Source organism: Kocuria cellulosilytica (assembly GCF_040981245.1).
In the GTDB taxonomy this organism is placed as follows: domain Bacteria; phylum Actinomycetota; class Actinomycetes; order Actinomycetales; family Micrococcaceae; genus Kocuria; species Kocuria cellulosilytica.
Genome location: NZ_JAVFWZ010000003.1, coordinates 212,677 through 236,153, shown reverse-complemented (window position 1 = coordinate 236,153; position 23,477 = coordinate 212,677). Strand labels below are relative to the sequence as shown.

The following is a 23,477-nucleotide window of genomic DNA, read 5'->3' as shown; positions in this document are numbered from 1 at the left end:
GTTAGCATCGACAGCGGGCCGGGACGCACCGGGCGTCCGGCGGACCCGCAGGGAGGAACCATGACGGCAGCGGCCGGCGCACGGCACGGCGCCCCGGACGGCGGCGGGCGCACCGGCCACGACCCGCACGCGGAGGTCCCCGGCAGCGCGGTGCGCAACCCCTCGGCCGAGCGGCGCAGCATGGTCCTGGACGGGCACAAGGTGCGCTACTGGTTCTACGACGTGGACCCGGACCCGAAGCCGCTGATCGTGCTGGTCCACGGGTTCCGCGGCGACCACCACGGCCTGCAGCTGATCGCGGACCGGCTGCGCGGGCGCTACCACGTCGTCGTCCCCGACCTGCCGGGCTTCGGCCGCTCCGAGCCCTTCCCCGACCGCCCCCACGACATCGCCGGGTACGCGCAGTTCCTGCGCGGCTTCGTCGAGACCCTCACCGACGGCGCGGTGCACGACGGCGCCCGGCACGGCGTCGCCGTCCTGGGCCACTCCTTCGGCTCCGTGGTGGCCGCGCACTTCGCCGCCGCCCACCCGGCGATGGTCGAGCGGCTGGTGCTCGTCAACCCGATCTGCGAGCCCGCCCTCGAGGGCGGACCGGCGCTGCTGAGCCGGCTGACGGCGGCGTACTACCGGCTGGGCCGGGCGCTGCCCCGGCGGCTGGGCCACCGGCTGCTCTCCAGCTGGCTCGTGACGGACGCGATGAGCGGGGTCATGACCACGTCGCGGGACCCCCGGGTGCGGAGCTACGTGCGCCATCAGCACCGGGCGTACTTCTCGGCCTTCGCGGACCGGGACGTGCTGCTGGAGGCCTACGAGGCCTCGGTCTCGCACACGGTCGCGGAGGTCGCGATGCAGCTGTCCATGCCGACCCTGCTCGTCGTGGGCGCGCAGGACGAGCTGGGCTCGGTCGCGGCGCAGCGGACGATGGCGTCCTGGATCCCCCGGCACCGCCTCGAGGTCCTCGAGGGCGTGGGCCACCTCATCCACTACGAGGCCCCCGTGCGCACCGCCGAGCTGGTCCACGACTTCCTCTCCTCCCCCGCCCCGGACCCGGTCCCCGCGCCGGAGGGCGAACCGCCCGCGCTGCACGCGCAGGCACCGCCCGCCGAGGCCCCGGACACCGCCCCGTTCACCGGGCTGCAGCGCATCGTGCGCCGCGCACCCCGCGGACGCCGAGGACAGCAGGGAGGACGTCGCCGGTGAGGCTGCTCCTGGACGCCCGCTACACCCGGCTCGAGCGCCACGACGGGATCAGCCGCTACGGGGCGAGCCTGGCCCAGGCCGTCGCAGGACTCGCCTCCGGGATCCCCGGGCTGGAGGTGGCGCTGCTCGTCAGCGACCCCCGCCAGCTCGCCATGCTGCCGGACCTCCCGCACGTCACCGGTCCCTCCCCGGTCTCGGCCGCCGAGGCCGCCACGGCGCTGGTGCTCAACCGGTACGCGCCCGACGTCGTGTTCTCCCCCATGCAGACCATGGGCTCCGCGGGCCGCCGGCACGGGCTGGTCCTCACCGTGCACGACCTCATCTACTACGACCACCCCCAGCCGCCCGCGGACCTGCCCGCCGCCGTGCGCGCGGCCTGGCGGCTCTACCACCGGGCCTGGTGGCCCCAGCGGGTCCTGCTGGACCGCGCCGACGCCGTGGTGACCGTCTCGCACACCACCCGCGAGCTCATCGCCGCCCACCGGCTCACCCGCCGGCCCGTGCACGTGGTGCCCAACGCCCCCCAGCCCGGCTCCGTGCTCGCCCCCGGGACCGCCCTCGAGCGGCTGCCCCGGCGCGGGCGGAAGCTGCTGTACATGGGCTCCTTCCTGCCCTACAAGAACGTGGAGACGCTGCTGCGGGCGGCCGGACGGCTCCCGGACCACGAGCTGCACCTGCTCTCGCGGATCTCCCCCGCCCGCCGGGCCCAGCTGGATGCCCTGGTCCCCGAGGGAGCGCGGGTCGTCTTCCACGACGGGGTGGACGAGGACGAGTACGCGGCCCTGCTCGCCGAGGCCGCCGCCCTGGTGCACGCCTCGCGGGCCGAGGGCTACGGGCTGCCGCTCGTGGAGGCGCTCGCGGCGGGCACCCCCGTGGTGTGCAGCGACCTGCCGATCTTCCGGGAGGTCGCCGGGGACGCCGCCGCCTACGCCGCCCCCGACGACGACGCCGGGTTCGCCGCCGCCGTCCGCGCCCTCGAGGACCCGGTTCGCGCCCGCGCCCTGGTCCTCGCCGGGCTCGACCGGGCGCGAGCCTCCTCGTGGGAGGAATCAGCGCGGGAGCTGCTGGCCATCGCCCGCGGGGTGCACGAGCGGCGCTCCCGCCGGCCCGCCTGAGCTGCTCCTGCCTGGCCGGCGAGCGCACCACGGGATTCCGGTGGCCGCGCTCTCTGCGGCGGCGAGGGCTTGTGGTGCGCCTCTGCGCCCCCGAGGCGGACCCGGCCGGGGTGCCCCGACCTGCCCGTCGGGGTCGGGTCAGGCATCGCTCCCTGCCCCGTGCGGAGCAGTCCGGTGTTCTCCTGCCCCCAGCACCGACCACGTCGGACCGTCGGCCGGGACTGCCCCGGGTGCACGCGACTCGTGCTGTGCGTCGGCGCGTGGACAGGACGGGGCATGCTCTCTCGACCTGTCCCGACGCGGCCGGTCGGAGCGCCGGTGATGAGCCACCTGTGAGGAATTTGACAGTCATATTTCTCCGCACCCGCTACTGGTCCCACGTCACGGGGAGAATTCGTCCTGACATGGGAATCCAGGGGCCGGGGGCAAGCATGAACCATTCACTGGCGTCGAGGCTGGTCACAGGGGCGTCGAGCGCCGGGGTGGTGGCCGCCGGAGTCGTGGTGGCCGGCCCGGCTCACGCCGCAGCCCAGCCGTACTTCACCTACACCAACGGCTGGCGGGTCGACGAGCACGTGCGGGAGCTGGCCGACGTCAACGGCGACGGCCGCGCCGACGTCGTCGGCTTCGGGGACCCCGGCACCTTCGTGGCCTACGGCCGGGCCGACGGCACCTTCACCGCCCCCGTGCTGGCGATCCGCGACTACGGCACCGACCAGGGCTGGGCCTGGGAGGAGGCCCAGCGCACCACCGGCGACGTCAACGGCGACGGGCGGGCCGATCTGATCGGCTTCGGCACCAAAGGCGTGCAGGTCTCCTACGCCCGCCCGGACGGATCCTTCACCCCGGCGGCGCAGACGGTGGACGACTTCGGCTGGGCCCAGCGCTGGACGGTCGAACGCCACCCTCGCCACGTGGCCGACGTCAACGGCGACGGGATCGAGGACATCGTCGGCTTCGGTGACGCCGGGGTCCGGGTGGCCTACGGCCGGGCGAACAGCACCTTCGCCCCCGCCGCCCTGAAGATCGGCGACTTCGGGGTGAATCAGGGCTGGCGCGTGGACCAGCACCCGCGGCAGCTGACCGATGTCAACGACGACGGGGCCGCCGACGTGGTCGGCTTCGGCTACGGCGGCACCTGGATCTCCTACGGCCGCACCGACAGCACCTTCACCGACCCAGGGCTGGAGGTCCGCGACTTCGGGGTGGCCCAGGGCTGGCAGGTGGACCAGCACCCGCGCACCGTCGGAGACGTCACCGGTGACGGGCGGGCCGACATCGTCGGCTTCGGACACCGCGGGATCCACGTGGCCCGGTCCATCCCCACGCTGCCGAGGAACATCAACTTCTACCCGACCGCCCTGGAGGTCGCCGACTTCGGGGTGGCCCAGGGCTGGCGGGTGGACCGCCACCCGCGACTGCTGGCGGACCTCACCGGGGACGGGGTGGAGGACGTGGTCGGCTTCGGCAACGCCGGCACCTGGGTCTCCTACGGCAGTGCCGCTCCCCTGACCGGACCGCAGCTGCTGACCCCCGAGTTCGGGTACACCAGCGGCTGGACCCCGCAGAAGTACCCGCGGCTGCTCGGCGACGTCAACGGCGACGGCCGCGACGACATCGTCGCCTTCGGCCACTCCCAGCTGAGCGTGCGCCTGTCCTGAACCATCGCACCGGCGGCTGGGCCGGGCCTTCGACCACGGGATCTGGAGCGAGCACGTCCCGGGGTGTTGCACGCGGTCATGGGCGGTGCCACGATGACCGCTCTGCAGGGTCCGCCCGGCGTCCTCTCCTTCGTCCTCCTCAGGGCGTTGTCCCTGGTTTTGATCATTGGCGTCAAAGCTTGATAACGACGCCACCACCCGTTTCTCCCGGTCTTCGGCCCTGGTGTGAGCGGGCATTCCAGAGCCACCCCATTTGTCGGGTGATGGGCACTGCAGACGGTACCGCCGACGGGTGACCCACCCTGGTATACGCCTTGCGGCCGAGGCGCAGCCGGACCTGGCCGGGTGCGGGACGGCGAAACATCGTCGCACCCCGTCCTCAGACACCGGGGGCGGACCTACCCTGAAACCGGAGGTGGACACGATGTCACGCACGATGGTGGGGGCCGTGTTCGGCGCGCTCCTGCTGGCCACTGGGGTGCTGTTGCTGCTCGAGGCGCTCGGTGTGCTGATCGCCTCGGGGCTGTTCTGGGGGGCACTGTTCGTGACGGCCGCAGGCGTCTTCTGGTACTGGTTCGCCATCGATCGCCAGGCATGGTGGGCGGCGATTCCCGGCGGGGCCCTGGCCGGGCTGGGTCTGGTGATGCTGGCCGATGAGGCGCAGGTGGCCGGTGAGGACCGGTGGGGCGGGGTACTGTTCCTGGCCGGGATCGGAGCCGGGTTCGCCGCGGTGTACCTGCGCGAGCGGGACCGTTGGTGGGCGGTGATCCCTGCTGGGGTGCTGCTGACCCTGGCGGTGCAGGCAGGCCTGACCGAGGACGGACTGGCCGAGCCGCTGCAGGGGGCCTTGTTCTTCGCCGGGCTGGCCCTGACCTTCGCGCTGGTGGCGGTGCTGCCGGGTGGGTCAGGACGGCGGTGGTGGGCGTGGATTCCCGCGACGGTTCTGGCGGTGCTGGGAGTGCTCAGTGCCTTGGAGGCCACGGACTTGTGGGCGGTGTTCAACTACCTGTGGCCCGTGGGCTTGATCCTCGCTGGGGGCGTGCTGCTGTGGCGCGCACTCGGTGCGCGCCGCGGGTCCTCCGCCGGTCCGAACGCCGTGGCGGGGCCGTCATCGGCCCCGTCGACGCGCGATCCCGCCCACGCCGCAGAACCACACAGCAGGGAGGAACTGTGATGAAGGTTCTCGTCGCCTATGCCACCCGGCACGGCGCCACCGCCGGGATCGCCGACCGGATCGCGGCCGCGCTGCGTGCCGCGGGCCAGTCCGCCGAAGCGCGGCCCGTGGACGAGGTCCACGACCTGGCTCCCTACGACGCCGTCGTGCTGGGTGGGGCGGCCTACATGTTCCACTGGCTCAAGGACGCCACCGCCTTCGCCCACTGCCACCGAGACGAGCTCTCCCAGCGACCGGTCTGGCTGTTCAGCAGCGGCCCGCTGGGCACCGACCGGGTCGACGCCGAGGGCGCCGACGTCCTTCAGGCCGCCCGCCCCAAGGAGTTCGACGAACTCACCGAGCTGCTGCACCCGCGCGGGGAGCAGATCTTCTACGGGGCCTTCGACCCCCAGGCCCCTCCGATCGGCCTCACCGAGCGACTGACCCGCCACCTGCCCGCAGCCCAGGAGGCCACGCCGGCGGGTGACTTCCGCGACTGGCCGGCGATCGACGCCTGGGCCGCGCAGATCGCCACGCACCTCGCCTCGGGGGAAGCGGATCACCGATGACCACCGCAGAGGCCCGGCGGCGCAGAGGGCGGACGGAGGCGAGCCGGAGAACCCCGGAACCGGTGGAGATCGCCACCGGGGTGCACCAGCTGCCCACCGGGCGCAGCCGGTGGGCCTCCAACGTCTACCTGGTGACCTCCGGGACAGGGTGGGTGCTGGTGGACGCCGGGTGGACCGGCCATCAGGAGCTCATCGCGACGGCGGCGGAGTCGTTGTTCGGGACCGGGGCCCAGCCGGCGGCGATCGTGCTGACGCACATCCATCCCGATCACTCCGGGGCGGCCCCGGAGCTGGCCCGCCGGTGGGGGGTACCGGTGTGGGTGCACCCGGACGAGCTCCTGCAGGCACGAGGGAAGCTGTTGGACGAGTACGCCAACCCGCTGGACCGCTGGCTGATGCGGCCCTTGCTGAAGCTCTTGCCGCCGGGAACGATCCAGGAGACCGACATGACCGGCGTCGTGCGGCCTTTCGACCCGGCCGGGGGCGTGCCCGGGCTGCCCGGGTGGCGGTGGGTGCCCACTCCGGGGCACACCCCCGGTCACGTCGCCCTCCACCGGCCCGAGGACGGGGTGCTGCTGACCGGGGACGCGGTCCTGACCGTGGATGTGAACTCAGTGCGCGGGCTGCTGGCCCGCGCACCGCGAGCCGGCGGGCCGCCGTGGATCGCGACCTGGGACCGGCCGGCCGCGGAGGCGGCGATCGCCGTGCTCGCCGGGCTGCGGCCGCAGGTGCTGGGCACCGGCCACGGGCCCCCGCTCATGGGGCCCGAGGCCGCCCGGCAGCTGGCCGACCTCGCCGCCCGCTGTCCGGTCCCGGCCACGATGCAGCAGACGGCGCCCGCGCAGTACCGGACCGTGGTCGCCACCCGGGCGGGCGGCCCGGAGGTGCTCGACGTCGTGTCCCGCCGGCTGCGCACGCCGCGCCAGGACGAGGTGCGGGTGCGGGTCGAGGCCTGCAGCGTGAGCGCGGTCGACGTGCAGGCCCGCCGGGGGCTCTCCACGTATCCGCCGCGGTTTCCGTTCGTGCCCGGCTACGCCGTCGTCCGGGCGGTGGACGCCGTCGGGGACCGGGTCACCGCCGTGACGCCCGGGGACCGGGTGGTGGTGATGACCGAGAAGGGCGGCTACGCCGAGTACGTCTACGTGGACCGCCACCCGCTGCTGCGGGTTCCGGCCGGTCTGGACGCGGGTGAGGTGGTGGCCGTGGCGCTGAACTACCTGGTCGCCCACCAGGTGCTCTCCCGCACCGCCCGGATCCGGCCGGGGCAGGCAGTGCTGATCACCGGGGCCGCCGGCGGGATCGGCACGGCGATCGTGCAGCTCGGACAGCTGCTCGGGCTGAGGATGTACGGGGCGGATACCGCCGCGAAGCACCCGTGGCTTGCTGACCACGGGGTGGTGCCCCTCGGTGTGTCGGGGGAGGACGTCGTCGAGGCTCTGCGGCGTCTGGACCCCGCCGGGGTGGACGCGGTGCTGGACGGGGTGGGCGGGACCTGGGTGGACCGGGGCCTGGCCGTGCTGCATCCGGGGGGCGTGCTCGTGGCCTACGCCAACCCCGGTACCCCGCCCGCCACCCTGCGCCTGATCGGCCGGGCGGTCGGGCGCCGCCTGCTCCCGGGCGGCAGGAGGATCCGTCTGTACGGGACGACGTCGTGGCGGCTGGACCGCCGCCCGCTGCTGGCGGCCTGGGCCACCCTCTACGAGCTGCTCGAGGCCGGGCGCATCCGCCCGGTGATCGCCGGCCGCCTCCCACTGTCCGAGGCGGCCCGGGCGCACGCGATGCTGGAGAGCGGGGACGTCGTGGGCACCCTGGTACTCCTCGCCCCCGCCCCGGATACGGCATGATCCGGCGCCGTCGGTAGCGGCACGTCCCGGCGAAGGACAGCACGGTTTCTGCGCGTGGACCGGTGGAGGAACGTGCATGACGATGACCCTGGTCCGGATCTCTCATCAACGGTGAGGAACGGCCGGTAGTGCTCCCCACCGAAGCATTGGAGGCCCGAAGATGCCCTCCTCGTCACAGTGGCGGCTGCGGTGGTGCACGTTCGAGGCCCGTGGTGGAATGCGTCTCACCGGTCGTCGACTGCGCCCCCGATGTGGGGGCACCTCCGCGGGCGTTCGTCGATGACCAGGCCGGGGACGAAGGGGAGGACACTGTCATGGGCTTTGGGGCAGACCGAAACCGCCGCGCTGGTGCCGCGCGCCGGCGCGCCGACCGGGGCCGGGACACGGGTGGGGGGTGGGCCCTGGCCACCCGGGCGGTGGGGATCTATTTCGCCGGCTCAGCGGCGCTGAACGCGGTGTACACCGTGCGCCACTCCCACCGGTTGATGAGCTGGTTCCACGACAGTGCCTGGTTGCCGCCCTACCGGTCGGTGCTGGGCGCGATGGAACCGGCTGCCCCGGCCGTCGTCACCGCCACCGTCGTGTTCGAGGCCGTTGTGGGCTGTCAGCTGCTGCGTCTGCGCCGGATCTCCGGAGCCCTGCGCTGGGCACAGGCCTGGGTGCTGGGCTTGGTGCCGGCTCTGCCGTGGCCGTACTGGGTTCCCAACGCGGTCTCGGCGGTGGCGTTCGAGGCCGTCCGCCGCGGTGCTCGCGCTTCGGTGTCCTGGCAGCGTTGATCTCGCACGAGTGGTCGCAGCCGAGGGTACTCCACGCAGCGGGCGTCGGAATCCCTCAGCTCGCGAGACCGGAGTGCACGGGATCAAAGTTTGCAGGCCACAGCCTGAGCCCCGCCGTCCTGGCGCGGGCTGCCGGCCGGAATCGACATCGCGGCACGACCTCTCTCCGACCGACGTCCGCTGCTGTCACTTCCACCTGTGGGAGGTGGGACGATCATCGAGCTTCCCGTGCGGATGGCCGTCGCGTCACGGACCGTGCCGTCCACGGCGGGGGCACTATGCTGGCGTCCCACACCGGCCGGTCCGGCGTCCGGGGGCGGGCACCGGCCGCGTCTGCTGCGGAGGTGGATCATGACACGTGCTTCGGAGAGTGCGGGACCACCGCACCGGTCCGGCAGGTCCGCCGCGTCCGGGCCGCGGGATTGGGCAGGCACCCATCCGGTCATCGGGTACCTGCTGCTGGCCTACGCGTTCTCGTGGTCGTCATGGGGGCTGGCGTCGCTGATCGGCGGGGCCGGGGCGTTCGTGCTGGTGGTGGTCGGCGGGTTCGGCCCGCCCGCCGCGGCTGCGGTGATGCTGAGGCTCACCGGCCGATCGCTGCGGGACTGGGGCCGGAGCATCCTGGCCTGGCGGGTGCCGTGGCCGTTCTACGCCTACGCCCTGCTACTGCCGCTGTGCGTGCAGCTGGGTGTCAACATCGTGCTCTCCGTGAACGGCGCAGAGGTCGACTGGGCCGCCCTTCCCGACCGGTTGCCCGGCTACGCGGCGTCACTGGTCATCACGGCGGTGCTGTTCGGCGGCATGGAAGAACCGGGCTGGCGGGGCTACGCCCTGCCGCTGCTGCAGGACCTGCACCGACCCGCGGTGGCCACGCTGCTGCTGGGGTTGGCGTGGGGCATCTGGCACGTGCCGCTGTACGGGCCGGCCGGATTCGTCGTGCCCCTGGTGCTGGCGTTCTTCTACACCTGGCTCTACAACCGCACCGGCAGCGTGCTGCTGTGCATCCTGCTGCACGGCGGCTTCACCGCCGCCCAGGACACGTTGCTGCTCACCGCGGACTCGGCCACGGTCGACCTCACCATCCTGTCCCTCTACGTGCTCGGTGCGGCGCTGCTGCTGGCCGCCACCCGCGGACGGCTCGGCCACCCGCGCGGCACGGACACCGACCTGCGCCAGGAGACAGCCCGGTGAGCATGGGCGGGGCGGAAGGCCAGATGCGTCCAGGCCGTGACGGCCAGGAACGCCTGGATCGATGCCAGGACCAGCACCGCGGTCTGCTGACCGGAGCTGAATTCGCTCCAGCACCGGACGTGCCGGCCCGTCCTCTTCCCGGTCATGGTGGTCCTCTCGCTCGTGCGGTGGGTGGCCCCGCAGCTGACCCGGAGTGCGCTCATGCGGACACTTCAGGGTCACGACCAGCGCCAGGAGCAGCACCAGGGACGAGGTGAAGATCCGCAGGTCGCTCCATGGGGAGGCCAGCACAGGCAGCAGCGGGGCGAGAGGATCTGCGCCACGCTGTCGGCCACCGCAGACAGGAAGGCTGTCCAGGAGGCCCAGGATCCCCACTTCCTCACCGGTTCCGTCAGCGACGGGACCGAATGACGGCCCTGTGGTTCCGGGCCTTCGGTCCGCGGCGTGATCACCGCGACCCATCCGCTCGTACCCGCGGTGCTCCTCCGGCCCGGGTCGCCGCGGCGGAAACCGAGCGCAGGATCACCCACAGCACCGCGGCCGCCGCCACGGCCAGGAGCACGAACCCGATCATGGGCCCGATGATCTCCGGCAGGGTGAAGGTCACCCCGGCGCGCAGTTGCATCACCGTCTGGGCGATGATCAACGGCGCCAGCAGGACCTCCAGCACCAGCAAGGAGACCGCGATCAGGTACCCCCGCGGGTCCCGGCGCAGGATCAGCACCCCGGCCCAGGCCGTGGCCGGGGTGATCACCGCCAGATCCAGGGCCTCGGTGAACTCGGTCGAATACGGGCCCAGCCCCTCCGGGGTCGCCCCCATGAGCGCAGCACTCACCAGCGGGACCCCCCACACCACCAGCAGCACCACGGTGCTGGCGAACATCAGCACGGCCGGTCCTCGCCGCGGTGTGCCGGGTGAGAACAGCCGGGCCGGGTCCTGCCGGAAGAAGGCCGCGAAGACCAGGACGAAGGCATACAAGGCTGCGGAGAAGAGCACCACGTAGAGCAGGAACAGCTCGTTGTAGGCGATCGCTCCCAGCGCGTAGCCGGCGTGGACGTAGAGGAAGTACCCCAGGGTGCCCAGCAGCACCAGCCCGGCCCGGGTGCTGCCACGCCACCACCCGACTGTGGCTCCCAGGAGCAGGGGGATCCCGATCATCAGGGTCACCAGATCGGTGGCCTGACTCCCGGCGGCGGTGAAGACGGTGTCGTAGCGGTACAACCCGTAGCCGGAGATCTCGGCGGACCGGCCCCGGACCGTCTCGACCGCGAAAGGACCTGGGCCGCCCTGTTGCAGCAGACCGGTGGCGGCGGCGATGCCCGCCAGCACCGCGATGACAGCGCACCACCACAGCACCGGGCGCCCTGGCCCTCCAGGGACCTGACGCTCGTCGTGCGGGTGGCGGTGGCCGGGGTTCGCGCGCATCACCCTCCGGCGCCTTCGGCGACCGATCGCACGTCCAGCTCCTGGGCGATCTGCTGGAACCAGGCCTCGATCGCCGGCCGATCACGGTAGTCCCCGAAGGGAGCGCCGACAGCTCGGAAGGTGACTCCCACCCAGCGGGGCAGCTGTTCGGGCCGGCACACGCCTGAGAACGCACGATGGCCGCGTGGTTGCACATCCTCGCGCAGGGCGGCCGCGACCCGCTGGTCCTGGGCGGTGCCCGCCATCCGGCGCAGCGGCCGGGGCAGACCGTCGGACCTGCCCACGCCGAACATCCACAACGGCCGGGACGACGGGACCGCGGCGTGGCGGTGGGCGACATCGGCGGTCTCCGGTGACCAGGGCTGGTTGTGGACTGCGCTGTCCAGCACCACCGCGTCGTAGCCGGCAGGATCGCCCACTTCCCCCACCGGGGCCGCCTCCACCGCGGCCACGGCGCGCTCGGGCGTGGCGGCGCTCCGCCGGGCGATCCCGACGGTGGGCCCCTGCCGGCTCGCATGACCGACCAGAATGCGCATCCGACACCTCCTTAGGCGTCCTCAGCCTAGGAAGAGAGCGGCCGAGCGAGAAGTGCGTGGCGGTTCCCGGCCACATGTGACAGCTCGATCCCCGGCACCGGCTTCACCACCGTGAATTCACGTCAGGGAGGTGGCAAGGTGCGAATGGGCCCGGCCGTCCACAACGGCAGACCGACAGTGCTCCGCCCTTGATTCCCACCGAGCGGTACCCCTGCTCGATCGACGGCCTGCCCGCGGGACCGTCGTCGGCGAGGAGAAGTGATCCCCGTGAAAAAGCTGCGCACGGCGAGCCCGATCCGGCATGCCATGGTCTGGATCATTCTGCTGATCGTCCTGGTCGGGATCGGTGACGCCACCTCGGCGGAGCTGGGCCGGGCCAACGCCGTGACCGCCCCGATCCTGGTGGTGCTGTCCGTGGTGCTGGTCCTGTACGTGGAGGCCAACGGGTGGCTGGGCTACTGCGGTGTGCGCGCCCCGCTGCCCCCGCTACCGGGCCACCCTGTACTTCCTGCCGCTGCCGGCCATGGTCCTGCTGCAGCTCATCGAGGGCTTCGACCACCAGCTCGACGCCCTCGACATCGGCCACATCGTGAACCTGGCCCGCGGCCACACCCGGGAGCAGCAGCTGCTCCAGATCCTCGTCGCCGTCGCGATCGGTCGCGTCCTGGACTGCTGGTGGCCCTGACCGGGTTCGTCCTGCCCGGAGTGGTGTTCCACATCCTGATCAGCATCAGCGGCGACCTCACCACCACGGACCTGCAACAGGCGTTCTACGTCTCCGCGGTAGTCCTCCTGATCTGCGTGACGTACGGGGCCTGCCTCGTCCGGCAGCTGCGCCGACACGGGCCGGCCGTCCGCGCGACCCCGAAAAATCCGGGCACCCAACGGCCTTCGGCACACCCGCGGACGTCGCGAAGCCGATCGTAGAATCCATTTCACGGGCGACGATGCCTTCCGCCGGGGCGGTCGCGCCGTGATGGTCGAGGGAGGTGTCACCCCGGTTCAGCGCCGGGGCCTGTCCCCGGTGGACAACGTGTCCCGCGCTACTCCATTCGGGTCCTTGTCACCACACCGCGAGACAGTCAGGAGCAGCACGCATGACCGCCCTGCGCAGGTTGACCTCAGCCGCCGCCGCCGCTTTCGCCGTCGGTGCTCTGCTGCGCCGTACCCATCTCTGGAGCGACGGCAAACCCCTCCCGGTCGTCGGTGCGGACGGCTGCCCGGCAGCCGGAGGTCTGGCAGAAAAGGTCTACCTGGACGTCAACGGGGTGCGACAGGGCATGTTCCTGCGCAGCCACGATGCCGCGCGACCGGTTCTGCTCTTCCTGCACGGAGGGATGCCGGAGTACTTCCTCACCGAGAGGTATCCGACGGTTCTGGAGCACCACTTCACAGTGGCCTGGTGGGAACAGCGCGGGACGGGACTCTCCTACAGTCCGGACATCCCTTCCAAGGCCATCACCTCGGAGCAGCTCATCGCTGACACGCTCACCGTGACCGACTACCTGCGCCAGCGATTCGGCACGGACAAGATCTACCTGATGGCGCATTCCGGCGGCACCTTCTTCGGGCTGCAGGCCGCAGCCCGGGCACCGGAACGGTACCACGCCTACATCGGCATGGCGCAGATGGCCGACCAACTGCAGTCGGAGGTCCTGGCCTACCAGTACATGCTGCGACGGTCCGAGGAACTCGGCGACCAGCGGATGATCCGGCGGCTCCGGAAGGCGCCGGTGACCGTGACGGGGGGAACGCCGCGCGCCTATCTCGCGATCCGCGACACCGCGATGCACCGGTTGGGGGTCGGCACTGCCCGGGACATGCACTCGGTGCTCTCGGGTATTTTCTGGCCGTCACTGCGCAGCCCGCAGTACACCCCCACGGAGAAGCTCAGGCTATGGGGCGGCAAGTTCTCTTCCGGCGTCAGCGCCCTGTGGGACGAGAGCCTGGCGACCGATCTGGGAGAGACCGTGACCGAGCTGACCATTCCGCTCTACCTCCTGCACGGGATCCACGACTACACCTGCTCCTACCCCCTCGCACGAAAGTATTACGAGAAGGTGCAGGCACCGCTCAAGGGCTTCTACACCTTCCAGCGGTCCGCCCACAGCCCACTGTTCGAGGAACCCGAGCGGGCACAGAAGATCCTGCGCGACGACGTGCTGGGGGGCACAACGAGTCTCGCCGACCGAACGTGAGAGACCCCTCGGACCCGCCAAATGGCCGGCCTGTAATCCGCCATATGCAAAGCGGAAGGGTGCTGAAGCAGGAGCAGATGTCACCTGGTGGCACGGCAGGTCCCCGCTCTTCCCAACGCACGGCATGTCGGAAAAGAATCTGGTCATGGACTTTCCCCGCATCTTCACCATCCGTGAGAGCACCCACCGGATCCACAACCCGCTGACCCCGGACAAGCTGGCCGCCCTGGGCGAGGCGCTCCACCTGGCCCCCGGAACCCGGGTGCTCGACCTGGCCAGCGGCTCGGGCGAGATGCTGTGCACCTGGGCCCGTGACCTCGGTTTCACGGGCACCGGGGTGGACATCAGCACAGTCTTCACCGAGCAGGCCCAGGCCCGCGCCGCCGACCTCGGCGTCGCCGACCGGGTCGAATTCGTCCACGGTGACGCCGCCGGCTATGTCGCACACCAGCCGGTCGACCTCGCCGCTTGCCTCGGCGCCACGTGGATCGGCAACGGCGTCGCCGGAACCGCCGAGCTGCTCGAGCGCAGCCTCCACACCGGAGGGCTGATGCTGATCGGCGAGCCCTACTGGCGGCGGACCCCTCCGGACGAGGACACTGCCCAGGCGTGCCACGCGACCGGCATCGCCGATTTCCTGCTCCTCCCGGAACTGATCGCGCACTTCCAGGAGCTCGGGTACGACGTCGTCGAGATGATGCTGGCCGACCAGGACAGCTGGGACCGATACGCCGCCGCCCAGTGGCTCAACCTGCGCCGCTGGCTCGACCGGAACCCGGACGACGAACTGGCCACCGAGGTCCGGGAGGAACTCACCACCGAGCCCGCCCGCTACGCGCGCTCCACGCGGGAGTATCTCGGCTGGGGAGTCTTCGCCCTCATGAAGCGCTGACCACCGTCCGTGCGGGTCCCGGGCGCCACACCGTTCGGGACCCGCACGGGACCTCTCGTCACTGCGGCATGGCGTCGGCAGCATGAGTGAGTCGTACCCCCCTCTCTCCAGGCCTTGGCCTGCCGGCGGGCCTGGGAGTCGGTTGCGACGCGCGTGGGCGGACGGGACCGAGACGACCCGCGCGGACGGGCGTCGGCAGATGTCCGCTGCCGGGGCGGGGCCGAAACCCTGCAGCGACAGCGGTCGCCCTGCTGCACCAGCACCGGCGGCAGTCCGTCGACCAGGTCCTGGTGTGCACTCCCCCGATCGGCCCGGCCTCGGCCATGCTCCGGATTCGCCGACGGGCGCCCCTCAGACGACCGGTACGGGAAGTCCCCGGATCCGCCGGTACAGGGTCGCCCGGGACATCCCCGGATCCCGGGCGACCCTGAGTGGCCGGCTCCCCGTCCTCGATGAGCCGCAGGGCGTTGCGGATCTGAGAATCCGTGCAGGTCCGGCGTCGCCCTCCGAGGTCCTTGCCGGCGGCCCGGCGCTTGGTCACCGAGTCGGTGATCCGTTCTCGTTCGATGTCCAGCTCCATCTACGCCAGGGCGGTCGTGACGGTGAACACCGTCGACCCCATCGGGGTCGCGGTGTCCACGTCTCCCCCACCGAAGTTCAGCACCCGCAACCCGGCACCCCTGCCCCGCAGCGCCTCGGCGAAGGCCGGCATGTTGTCCCGGAAACATGCGGGCGCAAAATTCCCCAACGAGACGTCTCGCATCCCATCGGTCGCGAAACGTCCCGTCCGGGAGAGTCGTGGCCGCCTCTGTGACGTGCGACGGCAAGCGGCGATGGTCCGACGGAGCCGGGAAGCCGCCTCGGCGTCGCCCTACCGGGAACCCTGTCGGCGGTCCGGCCGGGTTCGAGGGGCTCGACCGCCCTACGGCACCGGCCAGGTGTGCACCGGCTCGTTCTCGTCCATGTGCTCGGCGTAGGCCTGCAGCATCCGGCGCAGGGCGGTGGGCCGGTCCGCGCCGTGGCGCTCGAAGTGCTCGACCGCCCGGGTCTGCCACACCGCGCCGTTGACCCCGGAGACGCACCGGCCCTCGATGATCCCCAGGTAGCGCTCGCGCACCTCCGGGGCCACCCCCCACTCCTCGAGGCCCTGGTGGGCCAGCGGGAGCAGGTGGCGCAGCACGAGCTCGTCCGCGCTGACCTCCCCGAAGCCCGGCCAGTAGAACCGGGCGTCGAGACCGTCGCGGGCGGCGCGGGAGAAGTTCTCGGCGCAGGCGGGGAAGCTCATCCGGGTCCACACCGGCCGCTCCTGCCGGGCCAGCACCCGGGTGGCCCCGTAGTAGAACGCGGCGTTGGCCATCACGTCGGCGATCGTCGGGCCCGCGGGCAGCACCCGGTTCTCGACCCGCAGGTGCGGCCGCCCGCCGACCACGTCGTAGATCGGCCGGTTCCAGCGGTAGACCGTCCCGTTGTGCAGCCGCAGCTCCGAGAGGTCCGGGGCCAGCCCGGCCCGCAGCTTCGCGGCCGGGTCCTCCTCGGAGCACTCGGCCAGCAGCGCCGGGAACCAGCGCACGTTCTCCTCGAACAGGTCGAAGATCGAGGTGATCCAGCGCTCGCCGAAGAACACCCGCGGGCGCACCCCCTGGTTCTTCAGCTCCACGGGGCGGGTGTCCGTGGCCTGGGCGAACAGCGCGATCCGGGTCTCGGCGTGCAGCCGCCGGCCGTAGAAGTACGGGCTGTTCGCGCCGAGGGCGATCTGCGGGGCGGCCAGCGCCTGCGCGGCGTTCCAGTGCGCGGCGAACTCGGCCGGGGCGACCTGCAGGTGCAGCTGCACGCTCGTGCACGCCGACTCGGGGGCGATCGAGTCGCAGTAGGTGGAGATCCGCTCGCCGCCGGGCCCGTCGATCTCGAGCCGGATGTCCTCCCCGCGGGCCACGAAGATCGAGTCGTTGAGCGCCGTGTAGCGGTTGTTGTCGCTGATCCACTCCTGCTCGTAGTGCTCGGGACGCAGGGTGGGCAGGATGCCGATCGTCACGATCCTCGAGCCGACGCCGCGGGCCGCGGCGTCGGCGGCGTTGAGCGAGGCGCGCAGGTCCTCCTCGAGGTCGAGGGCGGCCCGCCCGGGCAGCGGCCGCGGGGGCACGTTGAGCTCGATGTTGTACCGCGCCAGCTCGGTCTGGTACCCGGGATCGGCGATCGCGGCGAGCACCTCGTCGTTGTGGAAGTGCGGGTCGAACCGCCCGTCCACGAGGTTGAGCTCGATCTCCAGGCCCGTCATGGGACGGTCGAACTCGAACGAGGCGCGGGCGAGCATCTGCTCGAACACGTCGAGGTCCTCGCGGACCTTCTCCCGGTAGCGCTGGCGCTGCTCGCGCGTGTAGCTGCGGGAACTGACCTCTTCGCCCACGGTGGCCTCCAAATCCCGGCCGCGGCGCGGCCCCACGACTCCAACCAACCACACCGCGGCCCGTGCGCCAACACCCGCGCCCGCCCGGGGCGCGGGCGGGGTCCCCCCGGGTGCCCGGCGGGGCTCAGAGGAGGTCGGTGACGTCGCAGCGCACGTGCACCGGGGGGTGCTTGCGCAGCGCGGAGGCCTTCGACCGGACGGCCCGCAGGCGGCGGGTGACCTCGCCGGCCACGCCGTAGCCGAAGAACAGCAGCGCCCGGTGCGGCGCCGGCTCCCCCTCCGGCCCGGGCTCGTGGTCCTCCAGGGGCGTGGGCCCGATGACCCGCACCGCGGGCGGCAGCTCGAGGTCGGCCAGGAACGCGGCGACCGCCGCGGCGGGGCCCGTCAGCGCCGCCGAGCGCACGGCCGGGGGCAGGCCCAGGGACTGGCGCTCCACGAGCTCGCGCTCGGCGTGACCGGCCGGGTCCCACCGCACGAGCGCGCCCACGGCGGCCTCGTGCTCCGCGGTGACCACCACGATCCCGCCGTCCCGGGCCCGGCGCACGAGTGCGGCCGCGTTGAACCACCGGCGCAGCGTCTGCTCCGCGGCGCGCAGGGCCGGGCGCATCAGCATCTGGTTGCCGTCGAGCAGCAGCGCCGCCGCGTAGCCGCCCTCGGCGACCGGCTCCGCGCCCGGGGTGGCCACGACGAGGGCGGGGGCCCCGGTGACGTCCGCGCGCACCGCGTCCCCCGAGGACGCCACGACGGGCACCCGCGGGAACGCCCGCCCGAGCTCCTCGGCGGTGCGGAGCGCGCCGACGGTGACCAGGCGCATCCGCGGGGACCCGCACGCCGCGCAGGACCACGCGTGCGCCGAGCGGCCGCACCACCCGCACCGGGGGACCCCGCGCCGGGACACGACCCCGAGCGGGCCGTCGCAGGCGGTGCAGCGGGCGGGCTCGCGGCAGCGCTCGCACGCGAGGTGCGGGGCGTAGCCGGCGCGGGCGACCTGGACCAGGACGGGGCCCCGCTCGAGGCCCTCGCGGGCGGCGCGGTAGGCCGTCTCGGGCAGCCGGGCGCGGGAGGCGAGAGGGTCCCGGGCGGCGTGGAAGGAGTCGGCCGTGGAGACGATCCGCGGCGTGTGGACCCGCAGCACGTCCCGGGCCGGCGCGATCCGGCGGGCCCACCCGGAGACGACGAGCCGCTGGGCCTCGGGGCTCACGGCGTGCCCGGCGAACAGGGCCGCGCACCCGCTGCGCCCGGCGCGCAGCAGCAGCACGTCCCGGACGTGCTGGTACGGGGCGCGCTGCTCCACGAGGTTCTCGTCGCCGTCGTCGAAGCAGGCCACGAGCCCGAGGTCGTCCACGGGGGCGTAGGCGGCGGAGCGGGTGCCCAGGACCACCCGGACCTGGCCGGTGGCCGCGGCGAGGAACGCCCGGTAGCGGGGCGTGGGCCCGTCCTCGGCGTGCAGGCGCACGAGGTGCTCCCCGCCGATCTCGTCCACCACCGAGCGCTCCAGCCGCGCCAGCGCCTTCTGGTCCGCGACGACCGCCACCGCTCCGCGCCCGGCCCGCCAGGCCGCCCCGATCGCCGCGGCGAGCACGTCCGTCCAGTCGTGGGCGGGATGGGCGGGGAGCACCTCGACGACGGCCCGCGGGGACGCCCCCGCCGCGAGCTCCGCCAGGAACGCCGCACCGCCGGCGTAGTCCGCCAGCGCGGCGTCGTGGGAGGGGCCGGGGGCCTGCGGGGACAGCCCGGTGGAGTGGCCCGGGGCCTCGGCCAGCCGCTGCTCGATCTCCTTCTCGACGCGGGCGACCCGCGGCGGGACGGCCACCCGCACGACATCCGCGACGGTGCCGGCGGAGCGGGCGGCGACGTCCTCGGCCAGCCGGGCGATCTCGGGGGCGAGCACGGGCAGCGGGGACAGCACCCGGCGCAGGGGCTGGATCCGGTGCATGACCTCGGAGCCGGCGGCGCGCTCGAGCACGTAGCCGGTCAGCTCCTGGCCGCCGAAGCCGACCTTGACGCGCGCGCCCGGCACCGCCGCCGCGGCCATCCCGGCGGGCACGAGGTAGTCGAACGGCCGGTCCAGGTGCGGGACGTGGGTGTCGAGCAGCACCCGGGCCACGGGGTCCTGCTCCGCCGCCTGGACGGCACCCACGCCCTTCGCGTCCTCGCGCGGAGGCCGGGGCGGGAAGCCCGAGAGGAGCGACAGCTGCCGCGGGCCCTCCGCGGCCGCCCCGGGGTCCTCCGGGTCCACGGTCAGAGCCCGGCGGCCGACCGCAGGTCCGCGACGCGGTCCGTGCGCTCCCAGGTGAACTCGGGCTCGGAGCGGCCGAAGTGCCCGTGCGCGGCGGTGCGCGCGTAGATGGGGCGCTTGAGGTCGAGGTCCTCGATGATCGCCAGGGGACGCAGGTCGAAGACCTCGCGGATGGCGCGCTCGATCCGGGCCGGGTCGACCTGCTCCGTGCCGAAGGTCTCCACGTAGAGGCCGACGGGGGCGGCGCGACCGATCGCGTAGGCGACCTGGACCTCGACGCGGTGGGCCAGGCCGGCCGCCACCACGTTCTTGGCCACCCAGCGCATCGCGTAGGCCGCGGAGCGGTCGACCTTCGAGGGGTCCTTGCCGGAGAAGGCGCCCCCGCCGTGGCGGGCCATCCCGCCGTAGGTGTCCACGATGATCTTGCGCCCGGTCAGCCCGGCGTCCCCCACGGGACCGCCGCGCACGAAGTTGCCGGCCGGGTTGATGATGACCTGGGTCCCGGACAGGTCCAGCCCGGTCTCCTCGAGCACGGGGGTGATCACGCTCTGCCGCAGGTCGGAGGCCAGCTGGTCGAGGTCGTAGCCCTCGACGTGCTGGGCGGAGACCACCACGGTGTCCACGGCCACCGGCCGGTGGCCGTCGTAGCCGAGGGTGACCTGGGTCTTGCCGTCGGGGCGCAGCCCGGGCAGCACGGCGGTCTTCCGGACCCGGGTGAGCTGCTCGGAGAGCCGGTGCGCGATGAAGATCGGCGCCGGCATCAGGACCTCGGTCTCGTCGGAGGCGTAGCCGAACATGATGCCCTGGTCCCCGGCGCCCTGGGCGTCACGGGCGTCGCGGGCGGTGCCCTCGCGGACCTCGAGGGACTGGAACACGCCCTCGTAGATCTCCGGGGACTGCTCCCCCACGCTGATCGACACCCCGCAGAACTCGCCGTCGAAGCCGTGCACCGAGGAGTTGTAGCCGATGTCGAGCAGCGTCTTGCGCACCACGTTGGGGATCTCCACGTATCCGCGGGTCTTCACCTCGCCGGCGACGTGGACGAGCCCCGTGGTCACCATGGTCTCGACCGCCACGGAGGACTCGGGGTCCTGGCGCAGCAGGTCGTCCAGGATGGAGTCGCTGATCTGGTCGCAGATCTTGTCGGGGTGTCCCTCCGTGACGGACTCGGAGGTGAACAGTCTCAGGTGCTGGGTCGTCTCGCTCACGGGAGACCACACTACCGGGCGCCCCGGACGGCGCAGCGCCGCGCCCGCCGGCGGCAGGGAGCGGGGCGGCCGGCTCAGGCGCGGACGGCGGTCAGCTCCTCGGCGATCCGCGCCACGAGCCCGCGGGCCACGTCCGCCTTGGACCCCTCCAGGACCTGCTCGGGGGTGCCGGCGGCGCTGAGCACGGTCAGGACCGTGCTGTCCTGGCCGAACACCAGGTTCTCCCCCACGTGGTTGACGGCCAGCAGGTCGCAGCCCTTGCGCACGAGCTTCCGGCGCCCGAACGTCAGCGGGTCGGTCTCGGCGTCCCCGGTCTCGGCGGCGAAGCCCACGAGGAGCTGGCGGCGCCGGGCGGTGTTGCGCAGGTCCACGAGCTCTCGCAGCACGTCGGGGTTGCGCACCAGCTCGAGCACGGGGTTGGAGCCGTCCTCGGCCTTCTTCAGCTTCGCGTCGGCGACCCGGGCCGGGCGGTAGTCGGCCACCGCGGCGGCCATCACCACGACGTCGGCCCGCGCCGCGGCGCGCACGCAGGCGCGGCGCAGCTGCTCGGCGGTGCCCGCGTGCACGACCTCGACGCCGGCGGGCACCGGGGTCTCCAGGTGGGCGGCCACGAGGGTCACCGCGGCGCCGGCGTCCCGGGCGGCGGCGGCGATCGCCACGCCCTGCTTGCCGGACGAGCGGTTGCCCAGGTACCGGACGGGGTCCAGGGGCTCGCGGGTGCCGCCGGCGCTCACGAGCACCCGGGTGCCGGCCAGCGGGCCGTCGGGGGCGTCGCCCCGTCCGGCGAGGGCCAGGGCGGCGTCGCGGACGGCCTCGGGCTCGGGGAGCCGGCCGGGGCCGGAGTCGGGACCGGTGAGCCGGCCGTCGGCGGGCTCGAGGACGGTGTGCCCGTGGGCGCGCAGCGTCGCGACGTTGGCCTGCACGGCCGGGTTGAGCCACATCTCGGTGTGCATCGCCGGGGCGAACAGCACGGGGGCCCGGGTGGCGAGCAGCGTGGTGGTCAGCAGGTCGTCGGCGTGCCCGTGGGCGGCGCGCGCCAGCAGGTCGGCGGTCGCCGGGGCGACGACGACGAGGTCGGCGGCCTGGCCCTGGTGGACGTGGTTGACCTCGTCCACCCGGTCGAAGACGTCCGCGCTGACCCGCTGGCCCGAGAGCGCCTCCCACGTGGGGGCGCCCACGAACCGCAGCGCGGCCTCGGTGGGGACGGGCACCACCGTGTGGCCGCCCTCGGTGAACAGGCGCAGGAGCAGCGCCGCCTTGTACGCGGCGATGCCCCCGCCGATGCCGAGGACGATCCTCATGCCGCCGCGCCCCGGCGCGAGGGTGCCGGGCGGCTCACTGGTCCTGGAGGTCCCCGGGCTCCCGCCCCGGCTCCTCCGGAGCGGCGTCCGCGGCGTCGCCGGCGCCGTCGGAGGCGCTGTCGGCGGCGATGGCCGCGGCGCTGCCGGGCAGGTCGCCCAGCGGCTCGGCCGGGGTCTCGGCGCCGGAGGAGAAGTCGACCGAGGTGCCGCCGGAGAAGGCGGCGTCCGCGGAGAAGTCCACGGCGCTCTCCTCGGTGCCCTGGGCGAAGAAGTCGGCGCCGAACACGTCGGCGGCGAGGTCGGCCTCCGTGGTGAGCTGGCCGTTCTCGGCGAACCCGGCGTGCTCCACCGGGCGGCCCTCGATGAGGCCCTCGTCGATCTCGCGGAACGCGATCGACAGCGGCTTCTCGTTGAGCTGGGTGTCCACGAGGGGACCGACGTACTCGAACAGGCCCTCGTGGAGCTGCGAGTAGTAGGCATTGATCTGCCGGGCCCGCCGGGCGCCGAAGATCACGAGCCCGTACTTGGAGTCGGACTTCTTCAGCAGGGCGTCGATCGGCGGGTTGATGATGCCTTCGGTGTGGGTAGACAAGCGATTGCTCCAGACGGGGTGGACGGGTATCAGGATGCCTGCTCGGGGTCGATCCCCATGAGCTGCACGAGTTCGGCGGCGGCGCGCTCGACCCGGTCGTTGACGACGGTGTGGTCGAACTCCGGCTCTGCCGCGAGCTCCAGTTTAGCGGTTTCCAGCCGGACCCGCTGTTCCGCGGCCGTCTCGGTGCCCCGGCCGACGAGCCGGGCGACCATCTCGTCCCAGCTGGGCGGGGCGAGGAACACGAAATTGGCGTCCGGCATGGTGTCGCGGACCTGCCGGGCGCCCTGCAGGTCGATCTCGAGCAGGACGCGGTACCCGTGCTCGATGGCCTGCTCCACGGAGGAGCGCAGCGTGCCGTAGCGGTGCGAGTTGTGCACCACGGCCCACTCGAGCAGCCGGCCGTCCCGGGCCATCGCGTCGAACTCCTCGTCGGAGACGAAGAAGTAGTGCGTGCCGTCGACCTCCCCCGGGCGGGGGGCCCGGGTGGTCGCGGACACGGACAGCCACACCTGGGGGTAGTGGTCCCGGACGTAGGTCGAGACCGTGCCCTTGCCCACGGCCGTGGGTCCGGCGAGCACGGTCAGGGGCGGGCGCGCGGCGCGGGGCGCGTCGGGGCTCACGGGCATCCTCCTGGGACTGGGGTGTTTCCCCCAATCTAGCGGATCGCGCCCCGGCCCCCGCGCCCCGCCCGCCTCAGCGGTCGAGGTGCTCGATGAGCGCCCTGCGCTGGTGCACGCCGAGCCCGCGCAGCCGCCGGGTGCGGGCGATGCCGATCTCGTCCATGATGGCCGCCGAGCGGACCTTGCCGATGCCGGGGGTGGCCTCGAGCAGGTCCGAGACCTTCAGCCGGCTCACGGCCTCGTCCCGGTCCGCCCGCTCGAGGATCTCGGCGACCGTCAGGCGGCGCTCGCGCAGCCCCTTCTTCACGTCGGCGCGTGCGGTCCGCGCTCGGGTGGCCTTCTCCCGCGCGGCGGCGCGCTCCTCGTCGGTCAACGGACGCAGTGCCATGTGGTTCCTCCTCGTCGCCACGGACTGCAGCCCCCGTCCCGCGGGGGGACGGACAGCCCGTTTGCTAAAGAAACTACATGAAGAACGATGTTCTGCACGGCAACACGACCGTGGCGTGACCAGGGGTGTCGTCATCGGGGACCCCGCCGCAGCGCGTCCCG

Annotated in this window: 19 protein-coding genes and 2 pseudogenes; 11 read left to right on the top strand and 10 right to left on the bottom strand. The window is 73.0% G+C overall.

What is annotated here, in order from left to right; translation table 11 throughout:
* The first annotated feature begins 60 nt into the window (after positions 1-60).
* The 8 genes from RCG67_RS06150 (at position 61) to RCG67_RS06115 (ending at position 9,509) form a co-directional block, all read left to right on the top strand.
* Positions 61-1,200 (top strand): alpha/beta fold hydrolase, encoded by a 1,140-nt coding sequence (locus tag RCG67_RS06150; RefSeq protein WP_368825294.1) that lies wholly within the window; start codon positions 61-63, stop codon positions 1,198-1,200.
* A complete protein-coding gene (locus RCG67_RS06145; protein ID WP_368825293.1) occupies positions 1,197-2,315 on the top strand; it encodes a glycosyltransferase in 1,119 nt (372 codons plus the stop codon). The genes RCG67_RS06150 and RCG67_RS06145 overlap by 4 nt, the downstream gene beginning before the upstream one ends.
* 431 nt (positions 2,316-2,746) lie before the next feature.
* A complete protein-coding gene (locus tag RCG67_RS06140) occupies positions 2,747-3,976 on the top strand; it encodes an FG-GAP repeat domain-containing protein (protein ID WP_368825292.1) in 1,230 nt (409 codons plus the stop codon).
* 424 nt (positions 3,977-4,400) lie between these two features.
* A complete protein-coding gene (locus tag RCG67_RS06135; RefSeq protein WP_368825291.1) occupies positions 4,401-5,150 on the top strand; it encodes a hypothetical protein in 750 nt (249 codons plus the stop codon).
* Positions 5,150-5,698, top strand: coding sequence for a flavodoxin domain-containing protein (locus tag RCG67_RS06130; RefSeq protein WP_368825290.1), 549 nt, complete (start codon positions 5,150-5,152; stop codon positions 5,696-5,698). Before RCG67_RS06135 ends, RCG67_RS06130 begins: the two co-directional genes overlap by 1 nt.
* Positions 5,695-7,542, top strand: coding sequence for an MBL fold metallo-hydrolase (locus RCG67_RS06125; protein ID WP_368825289.1), 1,848 nt, complete (start codon positions 5,695-5,697; stop codon positions 7,540-7,542). Before RCG67_RS06130 ends, RCG67_RS06125 begins: the two co-directional genes overlap by 4 nt.
* 416 nt (positions 7,543-7,958) lie before the next feature.
* On the top strand, positions 7,959-8,318 hold the full coding sequence (locus tag RCG67_RS06120; protein ID WP_368825288.1) for a hypothetical protein: 360 nt from the start codon (positions 7,959-7,961) through the stop codon (positions 8,316-8,318).
* A gap of 351 nt (positions 8,319-8,669) precedes the next feature.
* Positions 8,670-9,509: a CPBP family intramembrane glutamic endopeptidase gene (locus RCG67_RS06115; RefSeq protein ID WP_368825287.1), complete on the top strand. Its 840-nt coding sequence runs from the start codon at positions 8,670-8,672 to the stop codon at positions 9,507-9,509.
* Positions 9,510-9,957: 448 nt separating this feature from the next.
* On the opposite strand, the gene RCG67_RS06110 is transcribed toward RCG67_RS06115, so the two are convergent.
* Both RCG67_RS06110 and RCG67_RS06105 read right to left on the bottom strand, forming a co-directional pair.
* Complete coding sequence (locus RCG67_RS06110) at positions 9,958-10,935, bottom strand: hypothetical protein (protein ID WP_368825286.1); 978 nt, start codon at positions 10,933-10,935, stop codon at positions 9,958-9,960.
* Entirely contained in the window at positions 10,935-11,471 is a 537-nt protein-coding gene (locus RCG67_RS06105) for a flavodoxin domain-containing protein (RefSeq protein ID WP_368825285.1), read from the bottom strand. Before RCG67_RS06105 ends, RCG67_RS06110 begins: the two co-directional genes overlap by 1 nt.
* A gap of 463 nt (positions 11,472-11,934) precedes the next feature.
* Here RCG67_RS06105 and RCG67_RS06100 point away from each other — a divergent pair, with 463 nt between their 5' ends.
* From RCG67_RS06100 to RCG67_RS06090, 3 genes are all read left to right on the top strand, one after another.
* Positions 11,935-12,156 (top strand): hypothetical protein, encoded by a 222-nt coding sequence (locus RCG67_RS06100; protein ID WP_368825284.1) that lies wholly within the window; start codon positions 11,935-11,937, stop codon positions 12,154-12,156.
* A 412-nt stretch (positions 12,157-12,568) separates the two neighbouring features.
* Positions 12,569-13,669 (top strand): alpha/beta fold hydrolase, encoded by a 1,101-nt coding sequence (locus tag RCG67_RS06095; RefSeq protein WP_368825283.1) that lies wholly within the window; start codon positions 12,569-12,571, stop codon positions 13,667-13,669.
* 145 nt (positions 13,670-13,814) lie between these two features.
* Positions 13,815-14,561, top strand: coding sequence for an SAM-dependent methyltransferase (locus RCG67_RS06090; RefSeq protein ID WP_368825282.1), 747 nt, complete (start codon positions 13,815-13,817; stop codon positions 14,559-14,561).
* 351 nt (positions 14,562-14,912) lie between these two features.
* Here RCG67_RS06090 and RCG67_RS06085 read toward each other — a convergent pair.
* From RCG67_RS06085 to mihF, 8 genes and pseudogenes are all read right to left on the bottom strand, one after another.
* Positions 14,913-15,276, bottom strand: a pseudogene (locus RCG67_RS06085) (helix-turn-helix domain-containing protein); the annotation flags it as partial.
* Between the two features lie 207 nt (positions 15,277-15,483).
* Positions 15,484-16,965: a glutamate-cysteine ligase family protein gene (locus RCG67_RS06080; RefSeq protein ID WP_368825281.1), complete on the bottom strand. Its 1,482-nt coding sequence runs from the start codon at positions 16,963-16,965 to the stop codon at positions 15,484-15,486.
* 124 nt (positions 16,966-17,089) lie between these two features.
* The gene (locus tag RCG67_RS06075; RefSeq protein WP_368825280.1) at positions 17,090-19,204 is read right to left on the bottom strand and encodes a primosomal protein N' family DNA-binding protein; all 2,115 of its coding nucleotides are present in this window, start codon (positions 19,202-19,204) and stop codon (positions 17,090-17,092) included.
* A gap of 2 nt (positions 19,205-19,206) precedes the next feature.
* On the bottom strand, positions 19,207-20,412 hold the full coding sequence (gene metK, locus RCG67_RS06070; RefSeq protein WP_368825279.1) for a methionine adenosyltransferase: 1,206 nt from the start codon (positions 20,410-20,412) through the stop codon (positions 19,207-19,209).
* A gap of 74 nt (positions 20,413-20,486) precedes the next feature.
* Positions 20,487-21,713, bottom strand: coding sequence for a bifunctional phosphopantothenoylcysteine decarboxylase/phosphopantothenate--cysteine ligase CoaBC (gene coaBC / locus RCG67_RS06065; protein WP_368825278.1), 1,227 nt, complete (start codon positions 21,711-21,713; stop codon positions 20,487-20,489).
* Between the two features lie 337 nt (positions 21,714-22,050).
* A pseudogene (rpoZ, locus tag RCG67_RS06060) lies at positions 22,051-22,305 on the bottom strand (DNA-directed RNA polymerase subunit omega); the annotation flags it as partial.
* A gap of 29 nt (positions 22,306-22,334) precedes the next feature.
* Positions 22,335-22,934, bottom strand: coding sequence for a guanylate kinase (gene gmk, locus RCG67_RS06055; RefSeq protein WP_368825277.1), 600 nt, complete (start codon positions 22,932-22,934; stop codon positions 22,335-22,337).
* 67 nt (positions 22,935-23,001) lie between these two features.
* A complete protein-coding gene (mihF, locus tag RCG67_RS06050) occupies positions 23,002-23,316 on the bottom strand; it encodes an integration host factor, actinobacterial type (RefSeq protein ID WP_058872655.1) in 315 nt (104 codons plus the stop codon).
* Positions 23,317-23,477 lie beyond the last annotated feature (161 nt).